The sequence below is a fragment of the Pseudorhodoplanes sp. genome, assembly GCF_035565795.1.
Lineage (GTDB): Bacteria > Pseudomonadota > Alphaproteobacteria > Rhizobiales > Xanthobacteraceae > Pseudorhodoplanes.
This window is the reverse complement of sequence record NZ_DATMRV010000194.1, coordinates 12,916-32,686: the sequence shown is the minus strand read 5'-3', so window position 1 is coordinate 32,686 and position 19,771 is coordinate 12,916. Positions and strand designations below refer to the sequence as shown.

Sequence of the window (19,771 nt, the reverse complement as noted above, 5' to 3'; positions counted from 1 at the left end):
CCTCCATTCCGCCGCCTTCCGTGATATTGTCCGGCGAAACCGCTTTACGGCTGGAACCTCATGATTCCCCGCATTTTCCGTCCGCTTGCGCTTGGCCTTCTGGCGCTAGCCTTCGCCGTGCCCGCTGCGCATGCGCATCCTCACGTGTATGTCACGATGAAGAGCGAAATCGTCTATGACGCCGAGGGCCGGATGACCGGTATCCGGCATCACTGGACCTTCGACGACATGTTCTCGTCCTATGCGACCCAGGGCCTGGAATCGAAAGAGAAGGGCAAGTTCACCCGCGAGGAACTGCAACCGCTCGCCGAGGTGAATGTGACCTCGCTGAAGGAATACGATTTCTTCACGCAGGGAAAAATGAACGGGCAGAAGGCCGAGTTCGAGCAGCCGGTCGATTATTTCCTCGAGCAGAAGGACGACTTGCTGACGCTGCATTTCACGCTGCCGCTGAAGAAGCCGGCCGCCACCAAGGATGTCGATATCGAGATCTACGATCCGCTCTTCTTCGTTGCCTTCGAATTTTCCGACAAGGAGCCGATCACGCTGAAGGGTGCGCCCGGCTCGTGCAAGCTGACGACCGTGAAGCTCGGCGATCAGACGCAGTCGAAATCGCTGAGCGAATCGATCTTCGCGCGGCCTGATCCGAACAATCCGTTCGGCGCGCAATTCGCCAACAAGATCGGCGTGAAATGCTGACAGGCCGGCGGCCGCGCAGTCATATCTGGCTTGTCCTGGCAGGCGCCGCGGCGGTCGCGCTGACGCTGACGCTGCTGAGCGATCCTGCGCTGGCGCAGGCCAATCCCTTCGGTGCGCCGCGGACCGCGCCTCCGGCTCCGCCCGAAGGCATTGTCGGATGGCTGCTCGCCAAGCAATCCGAATTCTATCGCGGGCTGTCGGGCGCGATCCGCGCCGCGAAGCAGGATGGCAGCGCGGTCTGGACCCTGTTCGCGTTGTCCTTTGCCTATGGCGTGTTTCACGCCGCCGGTCCCGGTCACGGCAAGGCGGTGATTTCCTCCTATGTCGTCGCGAATGGTGAGACCTGGTGGCGCGGTGTCGTGCTGTCGTTTGCCTCCGCGATCCTGCAGGCGCTGGTGGCGGTGGCGATCGTGGGCGTTGCCGCGGTTCTGCTAGGCGCGACACGCCGCACCATGGATGGCGCGGTGTGGTGGATCGAAGTCATCAGCTACAGCCTGATTGCCGTGCTCGGTGCGCGCCTTCTTTGGGTCAAGGGCCGTGCGCTGATCGCGGCATGGCGGAAATATCGTGCGGCGCCCGAGACCGCTCACGCTCACGCCTCGCATGCCCACCATGATCACGCACATGGCCATCACCATCACGATCATGCGCATGATCACGATCACCACGAACATGCGCACGATCACCATCACAGCCATGATCACAAGCATGAGCACGGCGCGGCCTGCTGCGGTCATCACCATGACCATGACGACCACGCCTCGGCCTGGGGCCACGCGCACGCGCCGGAGCCGCAGGAACTCGCCGGTCCCGGCGGCTGGAAGCGCGGGCTCTCGGCCATCTTCGCTGTCGGGTTGCGGCCGTGTTCCGGCGCGATCCTCGTCCTCGTCTTCGCGCTGGCGCAGGGGCTGTTCTGGGCCGGAGTGGTTTCGACCTTCATCATGGGCATCGGGACTGCGATCACCGTGGCGGCCATTGCGACACTGGCGGTCGGCGCGCGCGGGCTGGCGCAGAAATTCGCGGCCACGCGGCCCGGCCCCGGCATGCTGTTGCTGCGCGGACTGGAAGTCGCGGCCGCACTGCTCGTGCTCATCTTCGGCATCGCGCTTCTGACGGGCTACATCGCCAGCGAGCGGATGTTCGCGTAGCCCGCGCTGCGCAGCTATAGTCCGCGGAATCGAACCGCGGACGTCATGCTCACTCTCGCCGACACAATCGACTGGCTGAACTCCAGAATCGGACGCGCCGCCGCCTGGCTTTGCCTCGCCGTGGTTGCGATCCAGTTCGCGGTGGTTGTGCTGCGCTATCTGTTCGGCATCGGCTCGATCTGGCTGCAGGAATCGATCATCTACAGTCACGCCGCGATGTTCCTTCTGGTCGCGGCCTGGACGTTGAAGAACGAGGGCCATGTGCGGGTCGACATTTTCTACGCATCGGCGGGGCCGCGCCGCAGGGCGATCGTCGATCTGTTCGGTGCGCTGCTGCTCCTGATCCCGTTCGCGACCGCCATCCTGTATTTCTCGTGGCCCTATGTCGTGCGATCCTGGGCGATCATGGAGGGCTCGCGCGAGACCAGCGGCTTGCCGCTTGTCTTCGTGCTGAAGACGCTGATTCCGGTTTTCGCCGTGATGCTGATGCTGCAGGGCGTGGCGCAGGCGATCCGCGCGTGGGCCATTCTCTCCGGCAAGGCTGCGGCCTGATGGCGGAAGTCTTCGCGATCCTTCTCGTCGCCGCGATCTGCGTCGCGCTGTTCGCGGGATATCCGGTCGCCTTCACGCTGGGTGGCGTATCGCTTGCCTTCGCGCTGGCGGGCAGTGCGCTCGACCTGTTCAGCCTCGGCTTCCTCGGCGCGCTGCCGCAACGAATCTTCGGGGTCATGACCAACGCTGTGCTGCTGGCCATCCCGCTCTTCATCTTCATGGGTGTGATGCTCGAGCGCTCGCGGATCGCGGAAGACCTGCTCGAGACCATGGGCCGCCTGTTCGGCCCGCTGCGCGGCGGACTTGGTATCTCCGTCATCGTCGTCGGGGTGTTGCTGGCGGCGGCGAAGGGCGTGGTGGGCGCAACGACAGCGACCATGGGACTGATCGTGTTGCCGACAATGCTGCGCTTTGGTTACGACCCGCGGCTCGCCGCGGGGGTCGTGGCGGCCACAGCAACGCTCGCGCAGATCTTCCCGCCGGCGACTGTGCTGGTGCTGCTCGGCGATCAGCTCGGCAACGCCTACCAGGCCGCGCAATTGTCGAAAGGCATCTTTGCGCCGGCCTCGGTGACGGTCAGCGATCTGTTCGCGGGTGCGCTCGTGCCCGGTTTCGTGCTGGTCGCGCTGTACATGCTTTATGTGGTCGCTGTCGCGATATTGTCGCCGCAATCTGCTCCCGCCATACCACCGGATCCCAAAGCGCCGAGAGGCCTTGCGCTCCTCGGCCGTCTGATTGCCGCTTTGATCGCGCCGCTCGCGCTCATCCTTGCGGTGCTCGGTTCGATCCTCGCCGGCGTTGCGACTCCGACGGAAGCTGCAGCCGTCGGCGCCGTCGGCGCGATTGTGCTCGCGGCCTTGCGAGGCGAGGGACGATTGTGGCCGGCGCTGGTCGCGACCGTGATGAAGACCGCACAGATGACCAGCATGATCTTCGTCATCCTGATCGGCGCAACCATGTTCGGCCTCATATTCCGCGGCTTCGGGGGGGACGACCTCGTGCATCGCGGGCTCAGCGACCTTCCGGGCGGCTCCGCCGGCGCGATCATGGTGGTCATGATTGCGATGTTCCTGCTCGGCTTCGTCATGGACGCGTTCGAGATCATCTTCGTGATCGTGCCGATCGTGGCTCCGATCCTGCTGGCGATGCCGGGCGTCGATCCGGTCTGGCTCGGCATCATGATGGCGATGAACCTGCAGACGTCGTACATCCATCCGCCGCTTGGTCCGACCTTGTTCTTCCTGCGCGGGGTGGCGCCGCCCGAAATCACCACGCGACACATCTATGTCGGCATCATCCCGTTCGTCGTGATCCAGCTCGCCGCGCTGGTGGTGCTGTGGTTCGTGCCGGGGCTGGCGACGGCGCTGCCGCGCGCTTTGTATGGTGGATCATGAAAGCCGAAGCGCTATTCGATCTGACAGGTGAGGTCGCGATCGTGACCGGGGCGTCCTCCGGCCTTGGTGCACGCTTCGCGCAGGTGCTCGCAGCGAATGGCGCCAGGGTAATGCTGGTTGCGCGCCGCAAGAACCGGCTCGATGCATTGTGCGAACGGATTGCAGCAGACGGTGGCACAGCAATCGCGGTCGAGGCCGATGTGCTCGACCGCGCGGCGATGCTGCGGGCCTTCGATCAAACCGAAGCTGCGTTCGGCACGGCCACGATCCTCGTCAACAATGCCGGTGCGGCGCAGGGCGTGCGCGCGCTCGACATGAAGGAAGAGGAATGGCGCCGCATTCTGTCGCTCGATCTCGATTCGGTTTTCTTCTGGTCGCAGGAAGGCGCGCGCCGCATGCTTGCCGCCGGCGTCAAGGGATCGATCGTCAACACCGCATCCGTGCTGGCCTTCGGTGTCTCGAAGGGCGTCGCGGCCTATGCGGTGGCGAAAGCCGGTGTCGTGCAACTCACGAAAGCACTGTCGCTGGAACTCGCCTTCAAGGGCGTGCGCGTGAACGCAATCGCACCGGGCTGGTTCGTGACCGAGATCAACCGCGCTTTCCTCGAGAGCGCGAAAGGTCAGGAAATGAAGCGCACGATTCCGATGGGGCGCTTTGGGAATGACGACGATCTCGACGGCGCGCTTCTGCTGCTCGCCTCCAGAGCCGGCGCCTACATCACCGGCGCAACGATCGTCGCCGATGGCGGCCAGGTCGTCGCGCTCGATTAGAGCACGGCCTCATTTGCACGCAACAGACGCGGATCTGCACGCAACAGATGCGGATCGGTACTGACTAACCTCGATCGCGCTGAATTCCTGCAGCAGCAATCGAGTTCGTCACTCAACGCATCACGAACATCGAGTTCGGGTTTCGCATACCAAACAAGCGATTGATGTGACAAACGCTCGGCTCTATCCAGCCGGACAACAGGATGACGTTTCCGGGAGAGGTTTCATGGCGAAGTGGTCTTGCATATCTTTGGTTGTCGGTTCGATTTTCGCGACCGTTCCGGCCATGGCGCAAACCGACAATTATCCGTCGCGACCCATCAAGATGGTGATCCCGCTGGCGGCCGGTGGTCCGATCGACACCTTGGGACGAACCCTGGCCGAGCCGATGGGTGCGGCTCTCGGACAGAAAATCGTGGTCGAAAATGTGGTGGGAGCCGGCGCCACCATTGGTCACGCGCAGGTCGCCCGCTCCGATCCGGATGGCTACACGATCCTGCTCACGCATGTGGCAATGGCGACGGGCGGTGCTCTCTACAAGAACCTTCCTTACGACTCGCAAAAGAGCTTCGCTCCGATAGGGCTTGTCACCGAGTTTCCGACCATCCTTGTGGCGCGTCCGAATCTTCCTTCCAAGGACGGTGCAGACGCGCTGGCCTACATGAAGGCCAATCGCGACAAGATCACGGTTGGACATGCCGGCGTCGGATCGGCGACGCATCTTTGCATGCTGCTCATCATGAACGCACTCGGCGGCCAGGTGAATATGGTGCCCTACAAGGGCACAGCGCCTGCGCTGGTCGACTTGATGGCCGATCGGCTCGACTTCATGTGCGATGGACCGACGCCTGCTGCGAAAGAGAATGTCGAGTCGGGCCGCATCAAGGGTGTTTTCGCCATGACCCGGCAGCGCATGAAGGCTTTGCCGAACATGCCGACCGTACACGAGCTGGGTAACAAGGAGCTCGAGTTCTACACCTTCCACGCAATGTACGCGCCAGCCGGTACGCCCGACGCCATCATCGCCAAGCTTGCCAAAGCGCTTACGGCCGCGCTCAAGGACGAGGCGGTCATCAAGCGGCTGGATATCCTCGGCGCAGAGCCGGCAACGGGCGACGCTGTGACTCCTGAAGCCGTACGCAAAAAGCTCGATGCCGAGATCAGGCTGTGGGGGCCGCTGATTGCGAAGGCTGGTGTTACGGCCAACTGAAACAAATCACGAAGCAGCGCCGGGCGGGTGATCGCCATGAAAGGAGTTCAGATGGGGAAAGGCGAGATGGGGGATCTGACCGTGGGATCCCTCGCATGAGTGTCGAGAATGAGACTGCGCGTTCGCAGCTTCGGTACCTCTTTCAACCGCAAAGCATCGCAGTGGTTGGTGCGTCCAAGACTCCGGGCAAGTTCGGACACACCGTTGTGCTCAACCTCCTTCGCACAGGTTTTCCCGGTCGCATATTTCCGATCAACTCCACCGGAGCTGACGTAGAGGGGCTGAAAGGATACCGGTCCCTGGCGGATTTGCCGGAGAGGGCGGACCTCGCGATTCTCGTCGTTCCCGCGCCTGCAGTGGTCGAGGCGATCCAGCAATGCAGCGATGCTGGCGTGCGCGTGGCCGTGATCGGCGCCAGCGGTTTCGCTGAACTCGGCAGTGAAGAGGGGATTTCGCGTCAGCAGCAGCTGACGAGGATTGCCCGGACGAGTGGCATGAGGATCGTTGGTCCTAACACAAACGGCGTGTTCAGCGCCGCCGATCTTCTTTCGCTCGGATACAATGCCGCACACGGCAATCCGATCGAGCCTGGAACGGTCGCAATCGCATCGCATAGCGGCGCGCTGTTCGACGGTGTGGCTCGCAGGTTGCGCAATTTCGGCGCCGGACTGTCGAAGTTCGTCCCCGTCGGCAACGAAGCCGACCTGACGATGCTCGATTTTCTCGATTACTTTATCGACGATCCGTCGACTTCCGTTATCGGACTGATTGTCGAGGGTTTGACCGACGGCAGACGTTTCCGAACGTTGGCCGCTCGCGCGCGGGAACGAGGAAAGCCGATCGTGGCCTTGAAGTTGGGTCGCTCGGCCGCGGGAGCTGGCGCAACGCTGGCGCATTCGAGCCGTCTCGCAGGCAGTGCACGCGCGTATGATGCGCTCTTCCGGGAATGCGGCGTTGCTCGTGTTCCTTCCGTGGAGGCATTGGCTGGCGCATGCGCAATGCTGGCAGGCCTTGAACCCGGGAGGGCGCTGGAAGAGCAGCGTCTGGTTTGCATCACGACCTCCGGTGCCGGTGGCGCATTGCTTGCCGACGTGGCCGCAGAACGCGGACTGGAGCTCGCGGGCGACGATGGCGAATTGCCGAAGGACGCGGGCGAAAAGATCGCTCGCTTGCCCACGGCGGCCCCTATCCGCCATCCCTTAGACCTTGGGTCTGTTGGCAATTGGGCGTTGCTTGCACCGATCGATGAAGCCCTGATCGAAGCGGGCATGGTTGGTCCGACCGTGTGCTATGCGCACAATGCTGCGGGCCCCGGAATGGATCGGCAGCTCGCGGATGCGCTCATTCAGCGGAAGAAGCGGTGCAAGAGCCCGGTAGTTGCGTTGGCCCCGGGCGGGCTGAACGACGAGACCGAAACGTTGTACCGCTCCAATGGCGTTCCGGTATTCCATGACACGGCGGCGTGTTTCGACAGCCTGGAATGCGTCCGCATCCTGAAATTCTCACCCGGTAAAGAGTTGCCGGTTTCTGTCGCGGCTGATCCCGAGCAGGCCAAGTTGCTCGGCGAGGCGGAGACAGGCGGCTTCCTCTCGGAGCTGGAAAGCGCCCGTTTGCTGCGTAGCGCCGGGCTTCCAATGGTCGAAAGCGTTCGCGTCAATTCTTTCAGCGAAGCACAGGCGGCGGCCGCCCGGTGCGGCTTTCCTGTCGTGCTGAAGGCGCTCGCACCCGGAATAGCCCACAAGAACCACTATGGTCTTGTCGCAGTCGGGATCCGGGACGAACAGCAACTGGCTGAGCGGTACGCGCATCTGGAGTCTCGGATTGCAGAGCTGAGGCATGATCGGGCAGCGGTTCCGATTCTCCTGCAGCCGATGCTGTCGTCCAAGGCCGAGTTGATTCTCGGCGTCAGCCGTGAGGCCGACCTTGGGCACTTCGTCGTTGTCGGGCTCGGCGGGATCCACACCGAACTGTTCGACGAAGTCGTTCTGTTTCCCGTACCGACCGCGGCCGATGTCGTTGAACACAGACTGCGAGAGTCCCGGCCCGGTCGGTTCCTGGAGCGGCTTACCGGATCTGCGATCCCTTCAGGTTTGCTTGAGGCGATCCAGGCGCTGCAGCAGCTTGTGCTCTCGCACGGGGGGAGCATAGCCTCCGTGGATATCAATCCGTTGCTTGTCCGCGATGATGGGTGTGTCGCGGTGGATGCGCTTGTCGTGCCTGCGACAACGTAGACAGGCTACGTCCCGATCGCACAATCCGGCGGTGCACCGCTTCGCGCCGCCGGATCGCCCTTGCTCAGCATCGGTTGTTCCCTGACCCATCAGCAATACGAATGCGTCATTTGCATTCAATTCGCTTGATGTGAGCGGGCGTCCACATCACTGTGCCGCACCACACAGGATGCCTCGATGCACGGCGCTGCCGGAAGCCGTACCGATCTTCTCGATTCTCCCTATGCCTGGCTGCGGCTGGGCGTGGCGCTGCTGCTTGGCACGGTCGGCAGCGTCGGCATGTGGTCGTACGTCGTCGCGCTCCCTGCGGTGCAGGCCGAATTCGCCGTGACCCGTGCCGACGCCAGTGTTCCCTACACCCTGGCCATGGTGGGATTCGCGGTCGGCAATCTGATCCTCGGGCGGCTAGCGGACCGGTTCGGCATCCTTGTGCCGATCCTGCTCAGTATTGTCTCGCTCGGTGCGGGGTATATCAGCGCAGGCTTTGCGCCGACCCTGTGGCTGTTGTGCGCCGCACACCTTTTGATCGGATTTGGCAGCGCGGCGTCGTTCGGCCCGCTGATCGCGGATCTGTCGCACTGGTTCGAGAAGCGCCGCGGCATTGCGATCGCCATCGCCGCGTCCGGCAATTATGTCGCGGGCGCGATCTGGCCGCCGCTGGCGCAGCATTTCATCGCGAGCGATGGCTGGCGCGCGACCCACATCGGCATCGGCATTTTTTGCGTACTGACGATGCTGCCCCTGTCGTTGATGTTCCGGCGAGGATCGGACGTTCATGCCAACGGCGGCGCGCAAGTCAGGACGTTCGTCGCGCCGAATATCGGCGTGCCGCAGAACACGCTGTTCGTTCTCCTTTGCATCGCGGGCGTTGCCTGCTGCGTCGCGATGGCGATGCCGCAGGTCCATATCGTGGCCTATTGCGGCGACCTTGGTTATGGCGTTGCCCGCGGCGCGGAAATGCTGTCGCTGATGCTGGCCTTTGGGATCATCAGCCGCGTCGCGTCCGGCTTCGTTGCGGATCGCTTCGGCGGCGTCGTGACGTTGCTGATCGGCTCCGTCATGCAGGCGGTCGCGCTGTTCCTCTACTTCCTGTTCGACGGACTGACATCGCTCTACGTGATCTCGATCCTGTTCGGCCTGTTCCAGGGCGGCATCGTGCCGAGCTATGCGGTCATCATCCGCGAGTATTTTCCGCCGCAGGAGGCGGGCGCGCGCGTCGGTACCTTGATCATGGCGACGGTGTTCGGCATGGCGCTCGGCGGCTGGATGTCCGGCTATATCTTCGACCTTACCGGCTCATACCGCGCCGCATTCCTCAACGGGCTCGCGTGGAATCTGCTCAATCTCTCGATTGCGGTGTGGCTGCTACGCGCGGGACGCCCCGGGGCGCGCGCCGCGATCGCGTAACAATCTGTATTCTGATGTGTAGACTTGTCCAAAGCCGTGGCGTCGGGGCCCGGCGTCCGGGACTTGCGCCTCATCCCTGCGTCGCACAAAATGATCCCGCCCGAATCCGCCTCGGCAGCGGCACCTCCCAAGACCCTCGACAAATGGCGGGGGTGCCCCTAAATGGTCAGTGTTGCTGACCTATCTGCCAGTTGCTCAGATTAACGAGCCGCGCCGGGCTAGCGATCGACTTATCCGGTGCGCACATGAGGCATAGAGGATTGCGCGCATGACCCTGCGGCAGGTCAGTCTCGACGATAAATATGACCTGACGAAGCGAGACATCTTCGTCACGGGCTATCAGGCGCTTGTCCGGCTTTGCCTGATGCAGAAGGAGCGCGACCGCAGGGCGGGCCTCAACACCGGCGGCTACATCACGGGTTATCGCGGTTCCCCGCTCGGCGGACTGGACAACCAGTTCATGCGCGCGGAGAAATTCCTGAAGCCGAACGACATCCTGTTCCAGGGCGGCCTGAACGAAGACCTGGCCGCGACGGCTTTGTGGGGTTCGCAGCAGGCGGAACTGCGCGGCGAAGGCAAGTTCGATGGCGTGTTCGGCATCTGGTACGGCAAGGGTCCGGGCGTCGATCGCACCGGCGATGTGTTCCGGCACGCGAATTTCGCCGGCTCGTCCAAACGCGGCGGCGTGCTCGCCCTGATGGGCGACGATCACACCGCGGAATCCTCCACGACCGCGCACCAGTCCGAATATCACTTCGTCGACGTGATGATGCCGATCCTGAATCCTGCGGGTGTTCAGGAGATCATCGACTATGGGCTCTACGGCTTCGCCATGTCGCGATTCTGCGGCACCTGGGCGGCGTTGAAATGCATGCACGATACGGTGGAATCCACCGCGGTGGTCGATGGGTCGCTCGATCGCGTCAGCATCGTGACGCCGCAGGATTTTGTCATGCCCGAGGGCGGGCTGAACATCCGGCTGCGCGACACGATCCTGGGTCAGGAAGCGCGTCTCTACGATTACAAGCGCGATGCGATGCTGGCCTTCATCCGCGCGAACAAGCTGAACAGGATCATCACCTCGGGCGGTCCCAACGCCAGGATCGGCGTGATCACGACCGGCAAGGCCTATCTCGATGTTCGTCAGGCGCTCGACGAACTCGGGATCGACGAGGTTCGCTGCAACCAGCTTGGGCTCCGCATCTTCAAGATCGGATGTCCGTGGCCGATCCCGCGCGACGAACTGATCGAGTTCGCGAAGGGACTCGATCTCATCATTGTGGTCGAGGAGAAGCGCTCGCTGGTCGAAGTGCAGGTTCGCGAAGAGCTCTACGGAACGGCGAACCAGCCGGTCTGCATCGGCAAGAAGGACGAGCGCGGAGAGTGGCTGTTCCCGATCAAGGGTGCGCTCGATCCGAACGAAGTCGCGATCACGATAGGCGAACGATTGCTGGCGCGCAGTCACGACGATGCGATCGCGACCAAGGTGTCGCAGCTCAAGCAGGCGCAGCACGCGCTCTCCGAGCTGCAGGAAATCGCGGCGCGCACGCCGTATTTCTGTTCGGGCTGCCCGCACAACACCTCGACCAGGGTGCCGGAGGGCATGCGCGCCTATGCCGGCATCGGCTGCCATTACATGGCGCAGTTCATGGATCGCAACACGCTCGGCTATACCCATATGGGTGGCGAGGGTGCGAACTGGATCGGAGAGGCGCCGTTCTCAAACCGCGGCCACGTGTTCCAGAATCTCGGCGACGGCACGTATAACCATTCGGGCTATATGGCGATCCGTGCGGCGATCGCGTCGGGCGTCAACATCACCTACAAGATCCTCTACAACGACGCGGTGGCCATGACCGGCGGCCAGACGCCGGAAGGCTCGCTGACCGTCCCGATGGTCGCGCGTCAGGTGTCGGCCGAGGGCGTGAAACGGATCGCGATCGTCAGCGACGAGCCGGACAAATATCCCTCCGGCATCGACTGGCCGAAGGGCATCACGTTCCATCATCGCGACGATCTTGACGAGGTGCAGCGCGAATTCGCGACCGAGCCGGGAACCTCGGTCATCATCTACGACCAGACATGCGCGGCCGAGAAGCGCCGCCGCAGGAAGCGCGGCACGTTCCCCGATCCCGACAAGCGCGTGATCATCAACGAACTGGTCTGCGAAGGCTGCGGCGATTGCGGCGTGAAGAGCAATTGCGTCTCGGTGCAGCCGCTCGCGACGGAATGGGGCCGCAAGCGCACCATCGACCAGTCGAGTTGCAACAAGGACTATTCCTGCGTGAAGGGCTTCTGCCCGTCATTCGTTACTGTCCACGGAGCGAAGCCGAAGAAAGGGCGCGCGGTCGCGGAGGGCGATGCGCCGTCGTTGCCGTCGCCTGTGCTGCCGACGATCGGCGAGCCGTATGGCATCATCGTTACCGGCATCGGTGGCACCGGCGTTGTGACCATCGGTGGCGTGCTTGGTATGGCCGCGCATCTGGAGGGTAAGGGCGTCGGCATCATCGATATGGCTGGCCTCGCGCAGAAGGGGGGCGCGGTCTACAGCCACATCAGGATCGCCAACAAGCCGGACGACATTCACGCCATCCGCATCGCGGCGGAGGGCGCCGACCTCGTCCTCGGCGGCGATATTGTTGTTGCGGGCAACAAGAAGGTCCTCGCCGCGGTCAAGCATGGCGCGACGCGCATGCTCGTCAATCTTGCGGAATTCCTGCCGGGTGACTTCACGCGCAATGCCGATTTCTCGCTGCCGACCGAGCGGCTGAAACGAGCGATCGTCGCGGCGGCGGGCCGCGATCAGGTGTCTTTCATCGACGCGACGCGTCTCGCGACTGCGCTGATGGGCAATTCGATTGCCGCCAACATGTTCATGGTCGGTTACGCGTTCCAGAAGGGTGCGCTGCCACTTTCGGCAGAATCGATCGAGAAGGCGATCGAGATGAACGGCGAAGCGGTCGCGATGAACCAGGCCGCGTTCCGGTGGGGACGCCGCGCCGCGCTGGACACAGCCGATGTCGAGAAACTGATCCCGAACGCTGCTCAGAACGACGAAAACCGCAGGCTGTCGCAGACGTTCGATGAAGTCGTGCAGCGCCGCGTGGCGTTCCTCACCGATTACCAGGATGCTGCTTACGCCAAGCGCTACAGCGATCTCGTTGCGAAGGTTCGTGCGGCGGAAGAGAGCAGGGCGCCGGGCCGCACCGGTTTGGCCGACGCAGTCGCGCGCAACCTGTTCAAGCTGATGGCCTACAAGGACGAATACGAAGTTGCGCGGCTCTACACCGACGGCACCTTCGCCAAACAGATCGAGTCGTCATTCGAGCCCGGCAATCTGCGGTTCGAATTCCATCTTGCCCCGCCGTTGCTGGCGCGCGTCGACAAGATCACCGGCGAACCGCGCAAGATGAGCTTTGGTCCCTGGATGATGAAGGCCTTCGGCATTCTTCGTAAGTTCAAGCGGCTTCGCGGCACGATGCTCGATCCGTTCGGCTATACCGCCGAGCGGCGCACGGAGCGCAAACTTATCGCCGATTACGAGGCCATGCTGAGCGAGGTGCTCGGCAAGCTCGATGCCGACAATCATCCGCTGGCCGTCGGGCTTGCGGTCATCCCCGAGAAGATCCGTGGTTTCGGTCACGTCAAGCTGCGGAATCTCAAGTCAGCCAAGGCCGACGAGGCCGCCTTGCTGGAACAGTTCCGGGCTGGCGTTGTGCCGATGCTGAAGGCGGCGGAATAGTCAACCGACCACACTCCGACCTTCGGCAGGCTTGACCGGCCCACCGCCCTGTCTTCTTATCGCAATGTCGGAACAAGCCGATAAACGGCGGCCGGCGCGCGCAGGCAGGCGCGATGTGGGAGGACGCTTTGGCAACGGCGCAAGACGCTGCTGCGGATACTTTTCCGAAGCTGCTACTCCATCATGCCCGCGTCCGGGGTGATCATCCCGCACTGCGGCATAAAGATATGGGCATCTGGCAGACCTGGACCTGGGCGGATCTCGCGCGCGAGGTTCGAGCCATCGCACTCGGTCTGTCCAATCTCGGCGTGAAGCGCGGCGACACGGTCGCGATTGCGGGGAACAACCGGCCCCGCCTGTACGAATCCATCCTCGCGGCACAGGCGCTCGGCGCGATTCCGGTACCGGTCTATGCCGACGCGGTCGCGACCGAGATGGCCTATGTGCTCCACCATGCCGACGTTGCGGTCGCGGTCGTGCAGGACCAGGAACAGGTCGACAAGATCCTCTCGGTCCAGGACCAGCTGCCGAAGCTGCGCCAGATCGTCTACGACGAGACGCGCGGGCTGCGCGATTACGACCACAGCCGCCTGCATGACCTTGGCGTGATGATCGCGGAAAATGAAGCAATCATGCGCGGCGACGCAGAGGCGGTCGCGCGCATCGATCGCGAGATCGCGGCCGGGATAGCGACCGACCCATCGATCATTCTCTACACCTCCGGAACCACGGGCCGCTCGAAGGGCGTGGTGCTCTCGGCGGGGCGCTGCATCGCCGCGGCGCAGGATACCGTTACCTTCGACAAGCTCACGCCGGACGATGTGGTGCTGGCCTATCTGCCGCTCGCGTGGGTCGGCGACCATTATCTCAACTACGCGCAGTCGCTGGTTGCGGGCTTCTGCATGGCCTGTCCGGAATCGCCCGACACCGCCCAGCAGGATCTGCGCGAAATCGGCCCGACCTTTTATTTCGCGCCGCCGCGCGTGTTCGAAAATCTTCTGACGCGGGTGATGATCCGGATGGAGGATGCCGGATATCTGAAGCGGCGCATGTTCCACTATTTCATCGGCGTCGCGCGGCGCTACGGCGAGAAAATCCTCAACAAGCAGCCTGTGCCGCTCGGAGGCCGTCTGCTCTACGGTCTTGGGGAACTCCTTGTTTATGGTCCGCTGAAGAACGTGCTCGGCTTCTCGCGTGTTCGTGTGGCCTACACCGCCGGCGAGGCGATCGGGCCGGACCTGTTCTCGTTCTACCGCTCGCTGGGGCTCAACCTGAAGCAGCTCTACGGCCAGACCGAAGCATTCCTGTACGTGACCTGTCAGGCCGATCGCGATATTCGCCCCGATACCGTTGGTCCGGCGGCGCCGAATGTGGATATCCGCATTTCGGAATCGGGCGAGGTGATGTTCAAGTCGCCCGGCATGTTCCTTGGCTATTTCAAGGAAGGCGACAAGACCGCCGAGGTGATGACGCCGGATGGCTATGTGAAGACCGGAGATGCCGGTTTCTTCGACCAGACCGGTCACCTCAAGATCATTGACCGCGCCAAGGATGTCGGCCGGCTTGTGAACGGCGCGCTGTTCGCCCCCAAATACATCGAGAACAAGCTGAAATTCTATCCGAATATCCGCGAAGCGGTCGCCTATGGTGACGGGCGCGAGTTCGTGACCTGCTTCATCAATATCGACATGACCGCGGTCGGCAACTGGGCGGAGCGCAACAACGTGGTCTATGGCTCGTATCAGGAGCTTGCCGGCAATCCGCGTGTCTACGAACTGATCGAGCAGCACGTCGCCGAAGTGAACCGCTCGCTCGCCAGCGAGGAGATGATGGCGGGCGCGCAGATCAGGCGCTTCCTGATCCTGCACAAGGAGCTCGATGCCGACGACGGCGAGATCACCCGAACGCAGAAGGTCCGGCGCGGCTTCGTCGCCGAACGTTATGCGCCGCTGATTACGGCGCTCTATGACGGCTCGAAGGAAGCCGACATCGCAACCGAAGTGACCTTTGAGGATGGCCGCAAGGGCATGGTGCGGGCACGTGTGAAGATCGCGGATATGAAGACCGAGCCTGTGCCCGTGCGAACGGAGAAGGCGGCGTGATAGTGCGGACCCGTTTCGACGCTCGCGCTTCTTCTTTTCCCTCCCCCCGCGAGCGAAGCGAGCGGTGGGGAGGGTGGCGAGCGCTCCGCGCGAGCCGGGTGGGGGGCTTTCCGCGCTTCATTGACACCCCCCACCCCCGACCCCTCCCCGCCGCTTCGCGGGGGGAGGGGAGTTGCCAGCGCTATGGGGAGGGGAGATGAGAGCCCCGTCGCAATCCGACATCGCGGCAGGCGAAATTCTGCTCGCGGTCGAGAATGTGTCGCTCTCGTTTGGCGGCGTGAAGGCGATCCGCGACGTGTCGTTCGACATCAAGAAGGGCGAGATCCGCGCCATCATCGGTCCGAACGGCGCCGGCAAGACCTCGATGCTGAACGTGATCAACGGCTTCTACACGCCGCAGCAGGGGCGCATCACCTTCAAGGGCGCAACGCGCGCCAAGATGCGGCCCTATGATGCCGCGCGTGGCGGCATCGCGCGCACATTCCAGAACGTCGCGCTGTTTCGCGGCATGACCGCGCTGGACAACATCATGGCCGGCCGCACGCTCAAAATGCATCGCGGTCTGTTCTGGCAGATGCTGCGTTTCGGGCCGGCGCTCGCGGAAGAGGTCGAACACAGGAAGCGCGTGGAGGAAATCATCGACTTCCTCCACATCGAGCACATCCGGAAAGTGCCGGTCGGGCGGCTGCCCTATGGTCTGCAGAAACGCGTCGAGCTCGGGCGCGCGCTCGCCATGGAGCCGGACCTGCTGCTGCTCGACGAGCCGATGGCCGGCATGAATCTCGAAGAGAAGGAAGACATGTCGCGCTTCATTCTCGACGTGAACCAGTATTTCGGGACCACCATCGCGCTGATCGAGCACGATATGGGCGTGGTGATGGACCTCTCCGATCGCGTGATCGTGCTGGATTACGGCGTCAAGATCGCCGACGGCACGCCCGACGAGGTGAAGGCCAACCAGGCGGTGATCGCCGCCTATCTCGGCGTGGCGCATTGAGGACAATCGATGGACCTCCTCTACAAGATCTTCATCGATCCCTTCGTGCAGATGGGCGGCGCGCCGGATCTCCTGATCCAGACGCTGTGGGAGGGGCTCGTCTCGGGCGTGCTCTATGCGCTGATCGCGCTCGGCTTCGTGCTGATCTTCAAGGCCTCCGGCGTGTTCAATTTCGCGCAGGGCATCATGGTGGTGTTCGCCGCGCTGACGCTTGTCGGGCTGCATGCCAAGGGCGTGCCGGCCTTTCTTGCGCTCGCGCTGACGATCGTGGTGATGCTGGTCCTCGCCGTCGGCGTCGAGCGGCTGATGCTGCGCCCGCTGGTCAACCAGCCGGACATCATCCTGTTCATGGCGACCTTCGGGCTGACCTATTTCCTGATCGGGCTCGGCGAAATCATTTTCGGCGGCGAACCCAAGGTGATGATCACCAACGAACTCTTCCTGCCTAAGGGCGCGATCGAGTGGAAGGTGTTCGGCGGCTTCGTTTCGTTCCAGAAGCTCGACATCGCAGCCGCCATCATCGCCTCGGCGATGGTGGCGATGCTTGCGGTTTTCTTCCAGCGCACCCGGATCGGGCGCGCGTTGCGCGCGGTCGCCGACAGCCACAAGGCCGCGCTCTCGGTCGGCATTTCGCTTGAGCAGATCTGGGTCATCGTCTGGTTCGCGGCCGGCATCGTCGCACTCGCGACCGGCATCATGTGGGGCGCGCGCTCCGACGTCTCGTTCGCCCTGCAGATCCTCGCGCTCAAGGCGCTGCCGGTGCTCATCCTCGGCGGCTTCACCTCGATCCCGGGCGCGATCGTTGGCGGCATCATCATCGGCATCGGCGAGAAGCTCGGCGAATTCTACTGGGGGCCGCTGCTCGGCTCCGGCATCGAAAGCTGGCTCGCCTACATGATCGCGCTGGTCTTCCTGCTGTTCCGTCCGCAGGGACTGTTCGGCGAGCGCATCATCGAGCGGATTTGAGGACAGACTGATGTTCTACCGCGAAACCGGCCAATACAAGACGAACTACGCCGCCGACATGGCGCTGTTCCCGATCCGGCAGGACCGGATCGGCATGATGCTGATCCTGATCGTCGCATTCGTCGTCATCCCGCTGACCATGTCGAACTTTGTCCTGTCGGCGGTGATGATCCCGATTCTGATCTTCTCGCTGGCCGCGATCGGGCTCAATCTCCTGACCGGTTATACCGGTCTGATCTCCCTCGGTACTGCGGGCTTCATGGGCGTCGGCGCCTACGCGACCTACAAGCTCACCACCTGGTTTCCCGGCGCGAACATCGTTCTCCTGATCCTGTTGTCCGGCTTCGCGGCGGCGGCGGTCGGCGCGCTGTTCGGCCTGCCGTCCCTGCGCATCAAGGGCTTCTATCTCGCGGTTGCGACGCTGGCTGCGCAGTTCTTCCTGTCCTGGTGCTTCGTGCGCGTTCCCTGGCTCGTGAACTACAACGTGTCGAATGCGATCGAGGTGCCGACACGCACCATGCTGGATGTTCCGGTGACGGGGCCGAATGCGACGCCGGTGGTGCGTTATCTCGTCGTTCTGACCATCGTCGTCTTCATGACATGGATTGCGTCCAACATCGTGCGCGGACGGATCGGCCGCAGCTGGATGGCGGTTCGGGACATGGATATTGCCGCCGAGCTCATCGGCATCCGGCTGTATCGCACCAAGCTCCTCGCCTTCGCGGTTTCGTCCTTCTATTGCGGCGTCGCCGGCGCGCTGATGGTCTTCCTGTGGCTCGGCGCCGCGGAAGCGGACTCCTTCAACATCAACCAGTCCTTCATCATCCTGTTTATGGTGATCATCGGAGGGCTGGGCAGCCTGATCGGCTCATTCTTCGGGGCGGCCTTCATCTGGGGCCTGCCGATCGTATTGCGTGCCGCGCCGGAATTCTTTGGAGTGGCGGTCAAATCGGCGACCGTTGAGCACATCCAGTTCATGGTGGTCGGTGCGCTCATCATTTTCTTCCTGATCGTGGAACCGCACGGCCTGGCTCGGCTCTGGCAGATCGGAAAGCAGAAGCTTCGGATGTGGCCTTTCCCCTATTGAAAGGGCACAATCCGCGCAGGGCCGGTGGGAAAAGCCGCCGGTCCGATCAGGGGCCACGGCCACAACAACCGGCCGGGTCTGCTTCTAGGGAGGATCGAAATGCTGACCAGGAATATCGCAGTGGGAATTGCGCTGGCTGGCCTTGTCGGTGCAGCGCCCGTCGTCGCAAGCGCACAGGACAGTATCTATGTGCCGCTTCTGACATATCGTACCGGACCGTTTGCAGGCTCCGGCATCCCGATCGCGAACGGGATGAACGACTATCTGCAGATGCTAAACGAGCGCGACGGCGGCATCGGCGGTGTCAGGCTCGCGATCGAGGAATGCGAGACCGGTTACGACACCAAGAAAGGTGTCGAATGCTATGAGCAGGTGAAGGCGAAGAAGCCGGTCGTGATGAATCCCTATTCGACCGGCATCACGCTGCAACTGATCCCGAAGGCTGCGGTCGACAGGATTCCGATCCTGTCGATGGCGTATGGCCTGTCGGCATCGGCGGTCGGCGATGAATTCCCGTGGGTCTTCAATCCGCCCGCCACCTACTGGGACGGCCTGTCGATGATCTTCCGCTATATCGGCGGCAAGGAAGGCGGTCTCGACAAGCTCAAGGGCAGGACCATCGGTTACATCTTCTTCGACGGCGGCTATGGCCGCGAGCCGATCCCGCTGCTCGAGCAGTTCGCCAAGGATTACGGCTTCAACGTCAAGCTCTATCCGGTGCCGGCGACCGAGATGCAGAACCAGTCTGCGCAATGGCTCAACGTGCGGCGTGACAGGCCGGACTGGATGATCATGTGGGGCTGGGGCGCGATGAACCCGACGGCCGTGCGTGAAGCTACCCGCATCAACTATCCGATGGACAAGATGGTCGGAGTCTGGTGGTCGGGCGGTGAGGACGATGCGCGCGGCGGAGCCGAAGCCGCAAAAGGCTATCTGACGCTGAACTTCAACGGTCTTGGCACGCAATATCCGGCGATCCAGGACATCAAGAAACTCGTCGTCGACAAGGGCAAGAGCCAGGTCGCGTCCGACAAGTTCGGCGAGAACCTGTACAACCGCGGAGTCTATAACTCGGTGCTGATCGCCGAAGCGATCCGCAACGCACAGAAGATCACCGGCAAGAAAGTGGTGAATGGTGAGGACGTGCGGCGCGGCTTCGAAAGCATGAAGATCTCCGCGGCGCGCTGGAAGGAACTCGGCCTGCCGGATTTCGGCGCGCCGGTCGAGAACGTGTCGTGCAACGATCATAATGGTCACCATGCCGCCTACATGCAGCAATGGGATGGGACCAAGTGGGTGAAGGTCACCGACTGGATCCCGCCGATGAAGGAGCGCGTGCGTCCGCTGCTGGAAGCAGCCGCGAAGGACTACGTCAGCAAGAACCAGCCCTGGCCGAAGCGCACGGAGCCTTGCGACAAATCATCGTAACAGGACTGCGTCAGCCCCGCGCCAGCTGGCCGGGGCTG

The 19,771-nt window shown here is 62.9% G+C and carries 14 protein-coding genes; all 14 read left to right on the top strand.

Features of this window, described 5'->3' with window-relative positions; all coding sequences use genetic code 11:
* Positions 1-60 precede the first annotated feature (60 nt).
* The 14 genes from VNZ93_RS17250 to VNZ93_RS17185 all read left to right on the top strand — a co-directional run bounded on the left by VNZ93_RS17250 (position 61) and on the right by VNZ93_RS17185 (position 19,733).
* Entirely contained in the window at positions 61-699 is a 639-nt protein-coding gene (locus VNZ93_RS17250; protein WP_325707802.1) for a DUF1007 family protein, read from the top strand.
* Positions 693-1,847, top strand: coding sequence for a nickel/cobalt transporter (locus tag VNZ93_RS17245; protein WP_325707800.1), 1,155 nt, complete (start codon positions 693-695; stop codon positions 1,845-1,847). Before VNZ93_RS17250 ends, VNZ93_RS17245 begins: the two co-directional genes overlap by 7 nt.
* A gap of 45 nt (positions 1,848-1,892) precedes the next feature.
* A complete protein-coding gene (locus VNZ93_RS17240; protein WP_325707798.1) occupies positions 1,893-2,399 on the top strand; it encodes a TRAP transporter small permease subunit in 507 nt (168 codons plus the stop codon).
* A complete protein-coding gene (locus VNZ93_RS17235; protein ID WP_325707796.1) occupies positions 2,366-3,793 on the top strand; it encodes a TRAP transporter large permease subunit in 1,428 nt (475 codons plus the stop codon). Before VNZ93_RS17240 ends, VNZ93_RS17235 begins: the two co-directional genes overlap by 34 nt.
* The gene (locus tag VNZ93_RS17230; RefSeq protein WP_325707793.1) at positions 3,790-4,563 is read left to right on the top strand and encodes an SDR family NAD(P)-dependent oxidoreductase; all 774 of its coding nucleotides are present in this window, start codon (positions 3,790-3,792) and stop codon (positions 4,561-4,563) included. Before VNZ93_RS17235 ends, VNZ93_RS17230 begins: the two co-directional genes overlap by 4 nt.
* 226 nt (positions 4,564-4,789) lie before the next feature.
* Positions 4,790-5,773, top strand: coding sequence for a Bug family tripartite tricarboxylate transporter substrate binding protein (locus VNZ93_RS17225; protein ID WP_325707790.1), 984 nt, complete (start codon positions 4,790-4,792; stop codon positions 5,771-5,773).
* A gap of 95 nt (positions 5,774-5,868) precedes the next feature.
* Positions 5,869-8,004: an acetate--CoA ligase family protein gene (locus VNZ93_RS17220; RefSeq protein WP_325707838.1), complete on the top strand. Its 2,136-nt coding sequence runs from the start codon at positions 5,869-5,871 to the stop codon at positions 8,002-8,004.
* Positions 8,005-8,181: 177 nt separating this feature from the next.
* A complete protein-coding gene (locus tag VNZ93_RS17215) occupies positions 8,182-9,411 on the top strand; it encodes an MFS transporter (RefSeq protein ID WP_325707787.1) in 1,230 nt (409 codons plus the stop codon).
* Positions 9,412-9,679: 268 nt separating this feature from the next.
* Positions 9,680-13,153, top strand: coding sequence for an indolepyruvate ferredoxin oxidoreductase family protein (locus VNZ93_RS17210; protein ID WP_325707784.1), 3,474 nt, complete (start codon positions 9,680-9,682; stop codon positions 13,151-13,153).
* A gap of 113 nt (positions 13,154-13,266) precedes the next feature.
* Positions 13,267-15,255 (top strand): AMP-binding protein, encoded by a 1,989-nt coding sequence (locus tag VNZ93_RS17205; RefSeq protein WP_325707780.1) that lies wholly within the window; start codon positions 13,267-13,269, stop codon positions 15,253-15,255.
* Positions 15,256-15,451: 196 nt separating this feature from the next.
* Positions 15,452-16,252 (top strand): ABC transporter ATP-binding protein, encoded by an 801-nt coding sequence (locus VNZ93_RS17200; protein WP_325707777.1) that lies wholly within the window; start codon positions 15,452-15,454, stop codon positions 16,250-16,252.
* 9 nt (positions 16,253-16,261) lie between these two features.
* Positions 16,262-17,218, top strand: coding sequence for a branched-chain amino acid ABC transporter permease (locus VNZ93_RS17195; RefSeq protein ID WP_325707774.1), 957 nt, complete (start codon positions 16,262-16,264; stop codon positions 17,216-17,218).
* Positions 17,219-17,228: 10 nt separating this feature from the next.
* Positions 17,229-18,305, top strand: a complete 1,077-nt coding sequence (locus tag VNZ93_RS17190) for a branched-chain amino acid ABC transporter permease (protein WP_325707770.1) — start codon at positions 17,229-17,231, stop codon at positions 18,303-18,305.
* Between the two features lie 99 nt (positions 18,306-18,404).
* Entirely contained in the window at positions 18,405-19,733 is a 1,329-nt protein-coding gene (locus tag VNZ93_RS17185) for an ABC transporter substrate-binding protein (protein WP_325707767.1), read from the top strand.
* Positions 19,734-19,771: the final 38 nt, after the last annotated feature.

Bases quoted from the DNA above. Each gene is read 5' to 3' on its own strand.
- VNZ93_RS17250 (WP_325707802.1), top strand. From the start codon at position 61: ATGATTCCCCGCATTTTCCGTCCGCTTGCGCTTGGCCTTCTGGCGCTA.
- VNZ93_RS17245 (WP_325707800.1), top strand. From the start codon at position 693: ATGCTGACAGGCCGGCGGCCGCGCAGTCATATCTGGCTTGTCCTGGCA.
- VNZ93_RS17240 (WP_325707798.1), top strand. From the start codon at position 1,893: ATGCTCACTCTCGCCGACACAATCGACTGGCTGAACTCCAGAATCGGA.
- VNZ93_RS17230 (WP_325707793.1), top strand. From the start codon at position 3,790: ATGAAAGCCGAAGCGCTATTCGATCTGACAGGTGAGGTCGCGATCGTG.
- VNZ93_RS17225 (WP_325707790.1), top strand. From the start codon at position 4,790: ATGGCGAAGTGGTCTTGCATATCTTTGGTTGTCGGTTCGATTTTCGCG.
- VNZ93_RS17220 (WP_325707838.1), top strand. From the start codon at position 5,869: ATGAGTGTCGAGAATGAGACTGCGCGTTCGCAGCTTCGGTACCTCTTT.
- VNZ93_RS17215 (WP_325707787.1), top strand. From the start codon at position 8,182: ATGCACGGCGCTGCCGGAAGCCGTACCGATCTTCTCGATTCTCCCTAT.
- VNZ93_RS17210 (WP_325707784.1), top strand. From the start codon at position 9,680: ATGACCCTGCGGCAGGTCAGTCTCGACGATAAATATGACCTGACGAAG.
- VNZ93_RS17205 (WP_325707780.1), top strand. From the start codon at position 13,267: ATGTGGGAGGACGCTTTGGCAACGGCGCAAGACGCTGCTGCGGATACT.
- VNZ93_RS17200 (WP_325707777.1), top strand. From the start codon at position 15,452: ATGAGAGCCCCGTCGCAATCCGACATCGCGGCAGGCGAAATTCTGCTC.
- VNZ93_RS17195 (WP_325707774.1), top strand. From the start codon at position 16,262: ATGGACCTCCTCTACAAGATCTTCATCGATCCCTTCGTGCAGATGGGC.
- VNZ93_RS17190 (WP_325707770.1), top strand. From the start codon at position 17,229: ATGTTCTACCGCGAAACCGGCCAATACAAGACGAACTACGCCGCCGAC.
- VNZ93_RS17185 (WP_325707767.1), top strand. From the start codon at position 18,405: ATGCTGACCAGGAATATCGCAGTGGGAATTGCGCTGGCTGGCCTTGTC.